The organism is Clostridium sp. Marseille-P2415 (assembly GCF_900155545.1).
Taxonomy (GTDB): Bacteria; Bacillota; Clostridia; order Lachnospirales; family Lachnospiraceae; genus Lacrimispora.
In genome coordinates, this window is sequence record NZ_LT732526.1 from 3573615 (window position 1) to 3587855 (window position 14241).

General features: G+C 42.4%; 13 protein-coding genes and 1 tRNA gene. 9 read left to right on the forward strand and 5 right to left on the reverse strand.

Going from position 1 to position 14241, the window contains the following annotated elements; genetic code table 11:
- Positions 1-120: 120 nt before the first annotated feature.
- Together BQ9856_RS21350 and BQ9856_RS24390 are read right to left on the reverse strand one after the other, a co-directional pair.
- The gene (locus tag BQ9856_RS21350; protein ID WP_077612809.1) at positions 121-594 is read right to left on the reverse strand and encodes a MarR family winged helix-turn-helix transcriptional regulator; all 474 of its coding nucleotides are present in this window, start codon (positions 592-594) and stop codon (positions 121-123) included.
- 144 nt (positions 595-738) lie between these two features.
- Entirely contained in the window at positions 739-1080 is a 342-nt protein-coding gene (locus BQ9856_RS24390) for a glycosyl hydrolase family 28 protein (protein ID WP_139348746.1), read from the reverse strand.
- A gap of 175 nt (positions 1081-1255) precedes the next feature.
- On the opposite strand from BQ9856_RS24390, the gene BQ9856_RS21355 reads away from it, so the two are divergent.
- From BQ9856_RS21355 to BQ9856_RS21395, 9 genes are all read left to right on the forward strand, one after another.
- Positions 1256-2227, forward strand: coding sequence for a helix-turn-helix domain-containing protein (locus tag BQ9856_RS21355; protein WP_077612810.1), 972 nt, complete (start codon positions 1256-1258; stop codon positions 2225-2227).
- Positions 2228-2377: 150 nt separating this feature from the next.
- On the forward strand, positions 2378-3319 hold the full coding sequence (locus tag BQ9856_RS21360; RefSeq protein ID WP_077612811.1) for an ABC transporter permease: 942 nt from the start codon (positions 2378-2380) through the stop codon (positions 3317-3319).
- A complete protein-coding gene (locus BQ9856_RS21365; RefSeq protein ID WP_077612812.1) occupies positions 3320-4120 on the forward strand; it encodes an ABC transporter permease in 801 nt (266 codons plus the stop codon).
- The gene (locus BQ9856_RS21370) at positions 4120-4911 is read left to right on the forward strand and encodes an ATP-binding cassette domain-containing protein (RefSeq protein WP_077612813.1); all 792 of its coding nucleotides are present in this window, start codon (positions 4120-4122) and stop codon (positions 4909-4911) included. The genes BQ9856_RS21365 and BQ9856_RS21370 overlap by 1 nt, the downstream gene beginning before the upstream one ends.
- Positions 4896-5600: an ATP-binding cassette domain-containing protein gene (locus BQ9856_RS21375; protein WP_235839279.1), complete on the forward strand. Its 705-nt coding sequence runs from the start codon at positions 4896-4898 to the stop codon at positions 5598-5600. The genes BQ9856_RS21370 and BQ9856_RS21375 overlap by 16 nt, the downstream gene beginning before the upstream one ends.
- 27 nt (positions 5601-5627) lie before the next feature.
- The gene (locus tag BQ9856_RS21380; protein WP_077612815.1) at positions 5628-7262 is read left to right on the forward strand and encodes a nickel ABC transporter substrate-binding protein; all 1635 of its coding nucleotides are present in this window, start codon (positions 5628-5630) and stop codon (positions 7260-7262) included.
- Between the two features lie 130 nt (positions 7263-7392).
- Positions 7393-9141 carry an ABC transporter ATP-binding protein gene (locus BQ9856_RS21385; protein ID WP_077612816.1) on the forward strand — a complete coding sequence of 583 codons (1749 nt, stop codon included), beginning with the start codon at positions 7393-7395 and terminating at the stop codon, positions 9139-9141.
- Positions 9142-9150: 9 nt separating this feature from the next.
- Positions 9151-10881, forward strand: coding sequence for an ABC transporter ATP-binding protein (locus BQ9856_RS21390; RefSeq protein ID WP_077612817.1), 1731 nt, complete (start codon positions 9151-9153; stop codon positions 10879-10881).
- Positions 10882-10977: 96 nt separating this feature from the next.
- A complete protein-coding gene (locus BQ9856_RS21395; RefSeq protein ID WP_328587267.1) occupies positions 10978-11334 on the forward strand; it encodes a metal-dependent transcriptional regulator in 357 nt (118 codons plus the stop codon).
- A 323-nt stretch (positions 11335-11657) separates the two neighbouring features.
- Here BQ9856_RS21395 and BQ9856_RS21400 read toward each other — a convergent pair.
- From BQ9856_RS21400 to gdhA, 3 genes are all read right to left on the reverse strand, one after another.
- Positions 11658-11731 (reverse strand) — tRNA-Arg (locus BQ9856_RS21400).
- Between the two features lie 96 nt (positions 11732-11827).
- Positions 11828-12715, reverse strand: coding sequence for a DUF3881 family protein (locus BQ9856_RS21405; protein ID WP_077612819.1), 888 nt, complete (start codon positions 12713-12715; stop codon positions 11828-11830).
- Between the two features lie 182 nt (positions 12716-12897).
- Positions 12898-14232: an NADP-specific glutamate dehydrogenase gene (gene gdhA / locus BQ9856_RS21410; protein ID WP_077612820.1), complete on the reverse strand. Its 1335-nt coding sequence runs from the start codon at positions 14230-14232 to the stop codon at positions 12898-12900.
- Positions 14233-14241 lie beyond the last annotated feature (9 nt).

The following is a 14241-nucleotide window of genomic DNA, read 5'->3' on the forward strand; positions in this document are numbered from 1 at the left end:
TCACTCCACGATTATCAGAAGCCACACATGGCTTTGATGATTTTTTCTTTTTAATGTTAGTACCTCCTAACTCAACAATAATAAAAATGTGTATAGTAACTATACACTTGTGTAAAATTTTTACTCATCAAAATTTTCATTGAAAATTTTAACCTTGTTTATCAGGGACGACAGAAAGTCTGACAAAAATTCCAATTCATGTACGGAGGCATTTTGCAGCTCATCTTCAACCATACTGTTTAAAATAGAATGATAGTACATATGGTTGCTATGAGCTTTTTTACCTTTTTCAGTCAGACTCAATGAATATCTGGATAAATTAAGATCATCAACTTCCTTTATAACCAGAGCCTTTCTCTCTAACTTTTTGAGAATTTCGGAAACGGCCCCTTTTGTTACTCCCAGAATCTCGGCCAGACCACCCACATGAATGCCAGGATGTTCGGCGATGGCCATTATTACATGTATTTCAGAGTGAAAAATCGGCACATCCGTTCCGTAGTAACGAGTCTTTTTATCCAGATCAACTAAAGCAAGTGCTAAATACAGAGAATTGTATGCAATTTGATGTTTGTTATTAATAACTTTATCCATGCTTATAGTATATGGTTGCTATACGCTTTTGTCAAGTTTCTATTGAATTAATATTTGAAATAATATTTGCAAAGCAACTCCACCTGCGACTATGGAAAAAGAACACCCTGCGCGTATCCATATAACCGATTGGCGGTATCTGGATCAAAACCCAAATGCCGGGTAATGATGACCGGAAATGCAATTGTAATCAGCGAAGCCAGCATGAAATGTTCCTGATTTAATTGCAATGCAGTCATCCCCTACATCAATCATATGGTTATCAACAATAATGGCCTTTGGGTAAGTGGAGTTTTGACTATAAACCGGTATTGCAGCAGCATATGCCTGCGGAAATGATATAACATCACTGATATAAATAGCATAGGATTTGTCTTGAAACTCGATTTCAATTATATCATTATTCTTAGAAAAGTATTTTTCAAACTTCTCGTACTGCGCACCATAGTGAGCTGGCGGTAATCCCACAGCAAGTTGTACTTCCATGATATTATCTGCATCACGAGGTCTTGTATGCCAAAGAAAAAGGCGGTCAGAATACGCGCCTCTAAGCATCCTAACTTCGTGATTGCAGAAAAATACGGTGGACTATAAGAAGGTAAACGTGTTATAGTGAACGTAATTAGCGGGAGATAATTTACTAAGGAATGAGGTGAACGAAATGGGCGAAAAACCGTTTACAGATTTTTTTGATCCGGAAGTACAACGAATTGCCAGCGAAGATGGCTGCTCCATATACAAAATGAAGAACGCCACCGGAGAAGGTGTTATCACAAGATATGAAATACTTCCGGGAATTGAATTATTTTATAATGATTTTCATATGAGTGACGGGCAGAACCAGAATAAAATCCCCCACCCGGATGTTCTTGAAATCAACCACTGCCGGGAGGGCCGCTTTGAGTGTATATTCAGCAGCGGAGACTATCAATATGTCGGAGCCGGTGATTTGGCGATTAATCACCTGACCAATGAAACAAGTTCTACCTATTTTCCACTATCACATTATCATGGGATATCTATCACAATTGATTTATATAAAGCGAAGCAAACCCTAAATCAGATTGAAAGTGTTATTGGCGGACTGAATATAGACATATTTAATCTTGCAGATAAATTCTGCAAAAATGATTCATGCCTTGTTTTAAGAAGTCAAAGAGAAATTGAACACATCTTTTCTGAATTGTACTGTGTTTCTCCTAAAATGATTGCATATTACCTTAAAGTTAAGGTTTTGGAACTACTTATGTTCTTGAATCATATGTCTGTCGATGACTGTCAGAAGGAACGTAGATATTTTGCGAGAAATCAGGTTCAGATTATTAAACAGATACAGGCATATATGACGGCCAACCTAAAAAGGCATTATACTTTGCAAGAATTGTCTGATAAATTTAAAATCCCCCTTACTACGATGAAAATTTGTTTCAAGGGCGTTTACGGGTCTTCCGTGTATGCCTATATGAAATCTTACCGAATGCAGGCAGCCACAATTCTGCTTCGGGATACTTCTGACAGCATCACCGAAATTGCCGCCAAAATGGGATATGATAATCCAAGCAAATTTTCTGAAGTATTTAAAAAAGAGGTTGGCGAACTCCCTTCTGAATTTAGAAAGAAGTTGTCTAAATAGAGGTTTTTTGGTCTTTCCGGAGTAGCGGAAAAACACAGGATAAAGTATACTCCCATTTGTGTGAGCAGATGACAGGAGCGCCGCACGCGGTGCTTCTTTTTTATTTACCTTATAGTTAGTCGCATCTAACTTGGTGGAGGATTTTTTCGTATGAAACGAGAAATGAAGAAATATATTTTACAAAAACTGATTGAATTACTATTTACTTTGCTCTTAGTCACCTTGTTGTCTTTTTTGCTGATGCGGCTATCTTCTGTTGATCCGGCAACTGCATATGCAAAACGGATGATTGGAAATCCCACTGCAGAGCAGATTGACAAAATACGGGTACAGTTAGGCTTTGACAAGCCGCTCTTGGTGCAGTATGGCAGCTGGGTATGGGATCTGCTTCATTTTAACTTGGGAACTTCCCTGGCAAACGGGCATGATGTCTGGACAGATATTGCAACGGCATTCCCCAAAACGTTGGGAATTGTTTTTCTGGCAGCAGTATTTCAGATGGTTTTTATTGTTATTATCAGCTGCATAGCTTTTTTACTTCCCTGGAAAGTTCCAAAGGCTGCAATCAGGTTTCTTTGCATTCTGGGAGTATCCGTTCCGTCTTTCTATTTGGCGGCTGTGTTTTTGGACTATTTTGCCGTACAAAAATCCATAATTTCAGTGGCTGGAAATACCACTGTTCTAAGCTATGTGTCGCCGGCTATTTGTATCGGGGTTTTTGGAGCATCCTTTTATACGCCGCTTTTGATGGATGCTTTAGAGCATGAAAGCAATGAAGATTATGCATTTTATGCCCGTTGCCGCGGACTTTCGGAAAGCACTCTTTTGTTTTCTCACTTTCTTCCGCGCGCAGCGATAGGATTAGTACCGAATTTTTTACAAAGTATCGGACTTGCCCTGGCAAATGCAACTGTAATTGAATCCATTTTTTCAATTCCCGGTTTTGGATATTTAATTGTAAATCATGTGCTGGATCGGGATACACCGATGATTCATGCCGAAGTATTCTTTCTGGCATTGGCGATAGCGCTTTGCAATATAGCGGCAGACTTCATTCAATGGTCCATCGGATTGAAAAAGGGGGTGCAGTAAATGAAGTCAAACCAGATTGTAAAGTGGATTTCCATCTTCGTTTCTGTGGCTATGATTGTATTCTTTTTTGCAGGGTTTTTATTCGCACCCAATGATCCAATGGAATCCAATCTCCTGCTGCGATATTCGCCCTCTTCTCCTGAATATCCTTTCGGAACAGATGCACTTGGAAGATGTATCCTATCCCGAATCCTCTATGGCGGATGGACGACCTTGGGAATTGTGCTGGGCGGCTCATTTATTGTGTTTTTCATGGGAACCTTCCTTGGAATGGCTGTGAGCCGTGTCATTATGAAAGAAAATGCTCTGATTGACGGATTGATTAATGCAGTTACAGCGATTCCGCCAATTGCTTACCTGATTGTTTTTATCGGCGCATGGGGAAGCGGCGCTAAAACAACGCTTTTTGCACTAACGGTATCTTATATTTTGCGGTATATCAAATTAGTACGTACAAGGACTGACATGGAAATGGGGAAAGCTTATGTCATGTGCGCAATCGCTTCGGGCGCTTCCAAATTCAGAATACTGTTAATACATATATTTCCGAACTTGCTTTCGGAGATGATTCGTTTCCTGAGTCTGTCCTGCGCCGATATGATTTTGGCGGTTACCGGCTTTTCTTTTATTGGCTTGGGACTGGGTGATAATGTGGTTGATTGGGGAAGTATGATTCTGGATGCGCGTGGGGCATTAGTTCTCCATCCGACTATGATTTTATATCCCATTGGTGCTGTTGTTCTAGCTACACTCTGTTTCAATATACTTGGCAGACAATTAACAAAAAAGGAGGCGGTCTGATGTTAACCATAGATCGATTAAGTGTCCAGGAAAAATCAGGCCGTTTCCTGTTAGATCAGGTATCTGTGGAAATACCGGTCGGACAGATTGTCGGTCTTACCGGACACAGCGGTTCTGGAAAAACAACATTGTTAAGAAGCATCTTTGGGATGCTGCACGGAAGCTGCATAATAAGCTGCGGAAATATTTTTTTGGATGATATAGATTTAATCAGACTCTCAAGGAAAGAGCACCGCTCACTTTGCGGAAAAAAAGTGGGTTTTATCCCGCAAAACCCTATGACCGCTTTTGACAGCCGAATAAAAATAGGGATTCAGATGCGGGAAACTTTTATGAAACGGCTGAAACTTGATAAATCATCGGCTCTCGCATTGGCAAGAGAAAAATTGTCTTTCGTCAATTTAAAAGAGGCCGACAGAGTTTTAAACGCATACCCCTCCGAGCTTTCAGGCGGTATGCTTCAGCGGATAGCCGCCGCTATTTTATTGGGAATGTCACCGGATTATATCCTTGCCGATGAACCAACCGCCGCACTTGATGCGGAAAACAGAAATCTATTTTTGGATGTCATAGGAAAGCAGATGCAGGATAAAGGGATTTTATTTGTGTCACACGACGTAGCTGCGCTTCGCAGGCTCTGTCAAAAGATATACGTTCTTGAGGCCGGAAAAATAATTGAACAAGGCTCAATGGAACAGCTGTTATCAACACCAAAAACAGATTGGATGAAGCAATTTTCCAAATTAAGTCAAGAAGAAAGCAAGGGTGATTGGAAGTGGGAGAAATTTTAGTAAAGGATGTAAATCAAATTTATCATAACGAAAGCCTTGGGGATTTTCACGCTTTATCCAACGTTAACTTCCATCTTGTAAAAGGAAAAAATTTGGCAATTGAAGGAGAGAGCGGGTCAGGAAAAAGTACTTTGGCCAGGTTATTGATTGGCCTGGAAAAACCAACTTCCGGTACAATTCTATTGGACAACGAGAATATTACAAATTGGAATTATTCCACATGGAAGAAGCATCGGAAGAAAATACAGGCTGTATTTCAGGATTCCTCCGGAACACTAAATCCGGCACGGTCTGCTTACGCAAATGTGGAAGAGGCTTTGATTAACCTGACGAATTTAAGCAGACAGGAACGAAAAAACCGCATTCTGGAACTAATGGATGCTGTTCATATGGATTACAAGCTTCTTCGCACCCCTGTCCGTCAGTTATCAGGCGGTGAGCAGCGCCGCCTTTCATTGCTTCGTGCCATCGCTGTGCAGCCGGAATATTTGATAATGGACGAAGTGACCAGTGGCCTCGATTTGATCTCATCTGATGCTGTATTAACCTTAGTAGAAAACTCTGTGCAGTTTCACCATTGCTCCTGCATCTTTATTACACATAGCAGAAAAGATGCTATGCGGATTTCCGACAGGATTATAATCATGAGAAATGGGAAAATTGCGGAGCAGGGTTATCTGATAAATTAATTTAAAAACAGAAAGGACAAGAAGATTATGAGAAACAGATATAAAAAACTGCTTTCAGCTGTCCTGGGCTGCGCACTTATGGCGCTTTACCTGGTTGGCTGCGGCAATCAAAGTGCGGCCACATCTACAGAAAGCCAGACACCGCTCTCAGAGGAAAAAGAAAGCAAAACCAGGGTTTTGACAGTTGTTACCGCTAAGGAACTGGACAGCCTCACCACCTTGACAATGAATAAGGAGAACAATATCGCCTGCGGCCTTGTGTATGAAACTCTGGTCAGCTATAAAAATGGTGAAATTGTTCCGATGCTTGCAAAAAGCTGGAGTTGGGACGATACAAACACAATTCTTACGTTTAAGCTGCATGAGGGAATTACATTTACGGATGGAGCGCTGTTCAATGCCGAAAGTGTAAAAGCGATTCTGGAATTTGATAAGTCCAACCCAAATTTCAGCGGCATTAAAGGCATTTACAATATTCAAAGTGTAGAGGTTGTTGATGAGTACACCGTAGCTGTTCATTATGAAGCTCCCTGCTACTCGTATTTGAATGATTTTTGCTTCCAGAATGTTGCAGGCATGATGTCACCAAATGTGTTTGAAGCAGAGAATTTCCAGACCTTTACGGATATTGTTGGCACCGGCCCGTATGTAAGAGCGGAATTTATTTCCGGCGACTGCACCCGGTTTGTCCGCAACGAAAAATATTGGGGTGAAGCACCATACTACGATGAAGTGGTTGTTAAGTACATACCGGAGGCTTCGTCCCGCCTTCAGGCTCTGCAAACCGGCGAAGTCGATTTGATTTATGGAGCAGACCTGATTACTTATGACGACTATAATCAGGCTCTTTCACTGGATGATATTGAGGGCGCCATTAATGACGGTTCCACGTTGACCAGAAACCTTGTACTAAACGCTTCCAGTTCCAAACTGGGTAATGTGAAAGTGCGCCAGGCGGTTGCTTGTGCAGTGAACAAGAAGGAAATTACCGAGGGCCTGACCTACGGCTACGAAACCCCAGCCACAGCTCTCTTTGGTGAAAATGCACCGTACACCGATATTACTTATAATACAACATGGAATTTTGACCTGGATAAAGCCAATGCACTCTTGGATGAAGCTGGCTGGATGTTAAACAAAAGCACAGGCTTCCGTGAGAAAGACGGCGAAACTCTGACGCTGAATTACACCTATTGGACGGATCTTTCTTTGGCACAGGATATGGCACTGGCCATTAAGACACAGCTTGCCAAGGCAGGCATCGATGTGGTGACAACCGGGCAGGATCAGATGACTTGGTGGACAGAAGGTGTTGCCGGTAACTATGATATCACCACATGGAATACGGAAGGTTCCTATACAGAGGCGCATAAATACCTTCAGGAATCTCTTGGTGCCGATCCCCATGCAATTTCTTTGCAGGCTCTTGAAGATTTCCAGACATATTCTGATGCGGTAAATCAGTTCTCCACCTCTGCGGATTCAACCGTTGTCCAAAGCGCGGTTGCTGCTGCTTTAAATATTTCAAATGATAACGTAATTGATTTGCCTGTTTCTTACGCGAAAGATTTGGTAGTATATAATTCAGCAAAAGTCGCCGGATATACATTCTCCAGTGTTCCGCAGTTTTTTGATATCAACAATGTAAAGCCTGTGGAATAAACTGAAACTTTCTGTCTGAATAGAGGATTAAACGCCGCATCAGAGTGGCGGAAAATAATCAAATAGCTATAATAGAGGTTGGTTAGCTTTCGTTAACCAACCTCTATTATTATGATAAGGAGAAAATGTCATGGATAAAAATACAAATCCTATGTCCAGACTGATGGAACTTGCAGCTCCATACAAGAGCAAATATATTCTTTCAGTTATTTTAGCAATTCTGGGTGTTGCCGCAGGATTGCTTCCGTTTTTTGTTGTTTCTAAAATTGTGCTGCTTTTAATGAGTGGAGAAACTTCAGCACGTGTCTATATGGAGTGGTGCGGGATAGCAGGCATCGGTTTTTTAGCGAAGGTTTGTTTTGCAAACCTTTCCACACTGGTTTCCCATACGGCAGCATTTGAAACTTTGGCGGAAATCCGTCTCAGGCTTGCGGACAAGCTTACCAGGCTTCCAATGGGATATATGTTAAATACTCCTTCGGGCCAGCTTAAAAATGTTTTGGTAGATCGGGTAGAGGGAATGGAAACAACTCTTGCACATTTAGTTCCGGAACTGACAGCTAACATCTGTATACCTGTTTGCATCTTTATCTATCTGCTGTTTCTGGATGTAAGAATGGCACTGGCCGCTTTGGTTACCCTGCCGGTTGGATTGCTTTGTTATAAAGGTATGGCAAATGGCTATGAAGAAAAATTTCAGGGACTCATGCTTCGTGTTCGGAAAATGACAAATACAGTTGTGGAATACATCAGCGGCATTGAAGTGATCAAAGCATTTAACCAATCGGCAAATTCCTATCAGAAATATTCGGATGCTGTCCTGGATCATGCAGCCTATGCCGTTAATTGGATGAAAAGCGTGCAGTGGTACAAATCAATGCTGTTTACTATTTGGCCAAGTGTGTTGGTCTGCGTGCTTCCTGCCGGCTGTCTGCTGTATCGCAATGGGAGCCTTAGCGCAACTGCGTTTATTACTTGCATTGTTCTTTCATTGGGAATTATTACTCCCCTTTTGAATGCAATGAATTTTACGGACAGCATTGCACAAATGAAATCTGTGATAGGAGAAATTTGCTCCGTTCTGGATGAAAAAGAGTTGGATCGTCCCACACAGCCCATAGCAATACACTCGTCCAATATCACCATGGAAGATGTCAGCTTTTCTTATGAGAAGGAAACATCTCTGATGGAAAATGTAAATCTGTCTATTCCAGAAAAAACAATTACAGCTTTTGTAGGGCCAAGCGGCGGCGGAAAATCTACCATTACAAAATTGATCGCAGGTTTTTGGGATGTAACTGACGGGGTGGTAAAGCTTGACGGTACTGACATCCGTAAAATTCCACTGGAACAGCTTATGGATCAAATCTCATATATTTCGCAGGACAATTATTTATTTGATGAAACAGTTCTTGAAAATATTCGTATGGGTAAGCCCTCAGCCTCGGATGAAGAAGTCTTTAAGGCGGCAAAGGACTGTGGCTGCTGTGACTTTATTCTAAAATTAGAAAATGGATTCCAGACTTTAGCAGGAGGTGCCGGGGGACATATGTCCGGAGGGGAGCGGCAAAGAATCGCGATTGCCAGAGCAGTACTCAAAAATGCTCCCATTGTTATTCTGGATGAAGCGACTGCATACATTGACGCTGAAAATGAAGCTTTGATTCAGGAAGCTATGGCGAAGGTAATTGCAGGAAAAACTGTATTAATGATTGCTCACCGTCTTTCTACCATTACGGATGCAGATAAAATTGTGGTGGTGAAAGCAGGACATATTGAAGCGCAAGGGACACATGAGGAGCTGCTTGCATCCTGTACTTTATATCAGGAAATGTGGAGAGCACACATAGATACCAAAGAGGATGCACAGGAGGTGTAAGGTAAAAAAATGATAAGCACATTAAGAAAAATATATCGGTTCTCCGGAAAAACACAAGGGCTTTTGAAGGTTTCCATCTTGTTCTCAGTTTTACATTCAATTTTTGATATGATGTCTTTTGCAGCTTTGGCACTGACCTTTTCCGGAATAATAAGCGGATTTACCACGGCAAAAATTTGGATGATTTTTGGAATTATGTTTTCCGGCATGATTTTTAAAATGATATGCAGTTACATCACGGATTTTTACAAAGTTAAAGTTGGTTACTTTATGTGTGCAGAAAAACGCATTCACATTGGTGACCGCATTAAATATATGCCAATGGGTTATTTCAGCGACCACAATCTTGGTAATCTTACTTCCGTTGTGACTACGGCCATGGGAGAAATTGAAAATAGCGCATCTATGGTGTTGGCCAATATATTAGGAGGTTATATTCACGCCGCCGTTATTACAGCTGTAATGCTTTGCGTTGATTGGCGGACCGGTTTAACAATCCTTTGCGGCATCTTGTTATTTACATGGTGCATCAGCAGTCTTCAGAAAAAGTCGGAAGCCGTTTCTCCTCAAAGGCAGGCGGCACAGGAATTCCTTGTATCTAATGTGCTGGAATATGTACAGGGAATGCTGATTGTCAAATCTTTTAATCTGGGAAAGCGATCCAACAGCAAAATAAAACAGGCAATCACGGAAAGCAAGAATAAAAACTTGAAATTAGAGCGCTCATTTGTACCTTATAATATCCTTCAGCAAATGATTCTCTATGGAACCGGTGTCATCGTTCTTGCAGAGGCTCTGCTCTTTTATCTGAAGGGCACCATGGATTTGTCCGTTTGCCTGTTAATGGCAGTTGCTTCCTTTATGCTTTTCGGGCAGCTCCAATCCGCAGGGAATACTTCGTCTTTACTGCGTTTACTGGATGCGTCTATTGACAGTGTGGAAGAAATCGACAAAACACCTGTTATAGACCAACACGGAAAACCGCAGATTCCCGACAATTACCATATTGCCTTCAAAGATGTGTCCTTTTCTTATGGTGAGCATAAAATTTTGGAGCACGTCAGTTTTTCAATACCGGAAAAAACGACAACAGCTATCGTAGGACCTTCCGGTGCGGGTAAAAGCACCTTGTGCAATTTGATTGCCCGCTTTTGGGATGTTGATGGCGGTCAAATCACAATTGGCGGTATTGATGTTCGTAACTATACATTGGACAGCTTGCTCACTAATATCAGTGAAGTCTTCCAGGAAGTCTATTTATTCGCAGACACAATTGAAAACAACATTAAATTTGGAAACCCTGATGCTTCACACAAGGAAGTTGCCGCGGCAGCGAAAAAAGCATGCTGTCATGACTTTATTATGGGCTTGCCAGACGGTTACCATACCATAATCGGTGAAGGAGGGGCCACGCTGTCCGGCGGAGAAAAGCAAAGAATTTCTATTGCCAGAGCCATTTTAAAAAATGCGCCCATCATAATTTTGGACGAAGCTACATCCAGTGTTGACCCGGAGAATGAGAGCCTGCTGATGAATGCTATTACAAAATTGACGGAAAACAAAACTGTAATTATGATTGCTCATCGTTTGAAAACTGTCAGAAATGCAAATCAGATTTTTGTCTTATCTGAAGGAAATATTGTTCAAAGGGGTACCCATGAAGAATTATTGGCGCAACCGGGAATATATGCTGATTTTATTGGTGTACGAAAAAAAGCAATTGGGTGGAAGCTGAAATGAGTAACACCTGTTACAAACAGGAAAGCATTCATGGAACTTAAGAACATTCTACTGACAAACTGACAGCATGCAGGCAAAATAGGAGGTGATTCTTTGATGATTGGAAAATCTCTGGAAGATTATTTGAAAACAATTCTGATACTGAAAGAAAAACTTGGCATTGTCCGGTCTGTGGATGTCGCCAGATATATGAATTTTTCAAAGGCAAGTGTCAGCCATGCGGTAAAACTCCTCAGACAAAAGGGATTGTTGGCCGTAGATGGTGAATGGAATTTACGGCATGAATGTTTTGCGGAAATCCTCACATCACTGGGAGTAGATGAAAAGACCGCAGAGCAGGATGCCTGTCAGATTGAGCATATCGTTAGTAATCAAACTTTTGAAAAAGTAAGAAGTGCATATTTGGCTCAAAATCCTGAAACAGGTCTCTGTCTTTTTCGGAATCTCAAATAACAACCTGTCCAAAGACACAGGGTCTAAGGCGCTTTCCGGCGCTATGAGAGCCTGGCTGTCTAAACCACTCAGGGTCTGCCTTCTCCACAAGAGGGTAGGCCGAACTGATACATAACTGCTAATGGAAATCGTCAGGTCTATCCAATCCGTTAATTAAGAATGATTTTATTAGCAGATAGATTTTCAGTCTTTAGCAGTTCACCTGGAATTTACACAAGGTTCACTTTTCATAATGTATTAGCATATTAGCAAAACCAGAGGTAACACGGAAAATAAAAAAAGCCAAAAACCCGGCAAAATCAGGTTTTTGGCATTATTTCCAGCGTTCCCGAGGTGATTTGAACACCCGACCTACCGCTTAGGAGGCGGTCGCTCTATCCAGCTGAGCTACGGAAACATGGCTGTGCTGCAACAAACATTGTAACACAGTCCGTTTACTATTATATTCACAATTACCCTTTTCGTCAAGACAAAACTTATATTTATTCCGCCTTTATTCCATCGGCTCTGCGAAATTCACGGTTCCCTGCATCCAGATCTGTCCCTTAAACCGGCGCCCGATCTCAGGAGTTCCCACCAGATCCTTTTTGGCAATTCCCACATGGAAAATCAAATCACTGCATTCCAGTGTAAAATCATAAACCTCTTCTTCCGTGATCTGATTTTTTTTCTCATCGATCTTGATGATCTCACCGATAATGGAGTACTGGTCACATTCCACGCCGCAAGGCATAAAACAGGAATCAATAATGGAATACAGATCCTCTTTCATCACCCTTCTGGAAGCCTGGGAATATAAATCGATATCTTCGATCGTCAGGGTTTCCATAGCGTCTTCATCGCCGTTCTTTGCCGCTTCCAAAAGCGTGTTGCGGTCTTTTGCCGCCACTCTGGCCTTTTCCCTCTGCTTCTCCGTTTTCTGGATGGGAAGAAGGATCTTTCCGCTTACCGCCAGGCCGGACAGACATGAATCCCTGTTATCCAGCGGATGATGATCTATCATCCGTTCCCTGCATTCAAAGGAATTGTCTATATAAAAGATCAGGGAAATCCCCACTTTATATTCATCCAAAAGGCCGGCATAGGTTTCCCGCTCCGTGTGGCGCTGGATGGAACAGGACACATCTGATGTCATGTCATTGCTTTTCAAATACGGATAATAATAGCTTCTTTGAAAGTTACCTTCCCGGTCCATCTCTCCAAAAATGGCAATTCCCATACCCGGGGCCACTTCCTTACGAAGCTCACAGAGATTGGACTCCTCATCAATCTGTATCCGTTTCATGCCGGATAAATCTTCGCAGAGCTTATCCAATAATTTCTCTATGTCCCTGTCTTTTTGATAAAGACTGAAACCAATGGTTCTTAAGAATTTGTGCATAGAATCATCACCTGCTTTCTGTTTTTCTAAGATAATTTTCAGGAAAACAATAAGGCGAAGAATACTCCGCCTCAAGCCTTATCGCTTATTATATACCATAAACGCAGATAATGCCAGTAAAATTTTTGTATTTTAAAAAATGAGGTCCGCCCCTTCCTCTCAAAGGTTCGAACCTCTATTTTTTATACGATTCCCTGTGCCATCATGGCGTCAACAACCTTTTCAAAGCCCGCGATGTTCGCACCTGCCACATAATTGCCTTTTACACCGTAACGCTCTGCGGCTGCGGCTGCCTTTGCATAGATCTGTACCATAATGTCATGAAGCTTTGCATCCACCTCATCAAAGGTCCAGGAAAGCCTCTGGCTGTTCTGGCTCATCTCCAAAGCGGAAGTAGCGACGCCGCCTGCATTGGCTGCCTTTCCCGGCATGAACAGCATTCCGCTCTCCAAGAAGAAATCGGTCGCTTCTCTGGTGGATGGCATGTTCGCTCCCTCTGCAACTGCAAAGCATCCGTTTGCTTTCAGTGCCTTTGCATCATCTAAGTTTAATTCATTCTGGGTCGCACACGGAAGAGCGATATCACATGGAATGGTCCAAATCCCCTTTCCTTCCGTATAAACAGCCGTTGGAACCGCATCTGCATATTCTTTGATGCGCCCGCGGCGTACTTCCTTAATTTCCTTGACAACCTCAAGCTTTATGCCGTCTTTGTCATAGATATAACCGTTGGAATCGCTTAATGCAATGACCCTTGCGCCTAACTGCCGGGCCTTTTCCGTGGCATAGATCGCTACATTTCCTGAACCGGAAATAACCACATTCTTTCCTGCCAGTGCCTTGCCGTTGTGCTTTAACATCTCGTCCAGAATGTAAACAAGGCCGTATCCGGTAGCCTGGGTGCGTGCAAGAGAGCCGCCGTAGGTAAGGCCCTTCCCGGTGAGCACGCCTTCATATAAGCCGGTCATCCGCTTATACTGGCCATATAAAAAGCCGATTTCCCTTGCTCCTACGCCGATATCACCGGCTGGAACATCCTGGTCGGCCCCAATGTATTTGGACAGCTCTGTCATGAAGCTCTGACAGAATGCCATTACCTCTCTATCTGATTTTCCCTTGGGATCAAAATTAGAACCTCCCTTGCCGCCTCCGATCGGAAGGCCGGTTAAAGAGTTTTTGAATACCTGCTCAAAGCCTAAGAATTTTAAGATTCCCTGATTGACGGAAGGATGAAGACGCAAGCCTCCTTTGTATGGCCCGATTGTGCTGTTGAACTGTACACGGTATCCTTTGTTTACCTGCACCTGTCCGTTGTCATCCACCCACGGCACGCGGAAGGAGATGATTCTCTCCGGTTCAACAAGACGCTCCAAAAGTCCCAGTTTACGGTATTTCTCTTCATTGGCGTCAATGACCAGCCTTAAGGAATCAAGCACCTCTTTTATGGCCTGGTGGAATTCAGCTTCCCCCGGGTTCTGTTTCACTACTCTGTCATAGACTTCATCCACATATGACATAATTTTCTT

Bases quoted from the DNA above. Each gene is read 5' to 3' on its own strand.
- BQ9856_RS21365 (WP_077612812.1), top strand. From the start codon at position 3,320: ATGAAGTCAAACCAGATTGTAAAGTGGATTTCCATCTTCGTTTCTGTG.
- BQ9856_RS21385 (WP_077612816.1), top strand. From the start codon at position 7,393: ATGGATAAAAATACAAATCCTATGTCCAGACTGATGGAACTTGCAGCT.
- BQ9856_RS21370 (WP_077612813.1), top strand. From the start codon at position 4,120: ATGTTAACCATAGATCGATTAAGTGTCCAGGAAAAATCAGGCCGTTTC.
- BQ9856_RS21350 (WP_077612809.1), bottom strand. From the start codon at position 594: ATGGATAAAGTTATTAATAACAAACATCAAATTGCATACAATTCTCTG.
- BQ9856_RS21355 (WP_077612810.1), top strand. From the start codon at position 1,256: ATGGGCGAAAAACCGTTTACAGATTTTTTTGATCCGGAAGTACAACGA.
- gdhA (WP_077612820.1), bottom strand. From the start codon at position 14,232: ATGTCATATGTGGATGAAGTCTATGACAGAGTAGTGAAACAGAACCCG.
- BQ9856_RS24390 (WP_139348746.1), bottom strand. From the start codon at position 1,080: ATGGAAGTACAACTTGCTGTGGGATTACCGCCAGCTCACTATGGTGCG.
- BQ9856_RS21380 (WP_077612815.1), top strand. From the start codon at position 5,628: ATGAGAAACAGATATAAAAAACTGCTTTCAGCTGTCCTGGGCTGCGCA.
- BQ9856_RS21405 (WP_077612819.1), bottom strand. From the start codon at position 12,715: ATGCACAAATTCTTAAGAACCATTGGTTTCAGTCTTTATCAAAAAGAC.
- BQ9856_RS21390 (WP_077612817.1), top strand. From the start codon at position 9,151: ATGATAAGCACATTAAGAAAAATATATCGGTTCTCCGGAAAAACACAA.
- BQ9856_RS21360 (WP_077612811.1), top strand. From the start codon at position 2,378: ATGAAACGAGAAATGAAGAAATATATTTTACAAAAACTGATTGAATTA.
- BQ9856_RS21395 (WP_328587267.1), top strand. From the start codon at position 10,978: ATGATTGGAAAATCTCTGGAAGATTATTTGAAAACAATTCTGATACTG.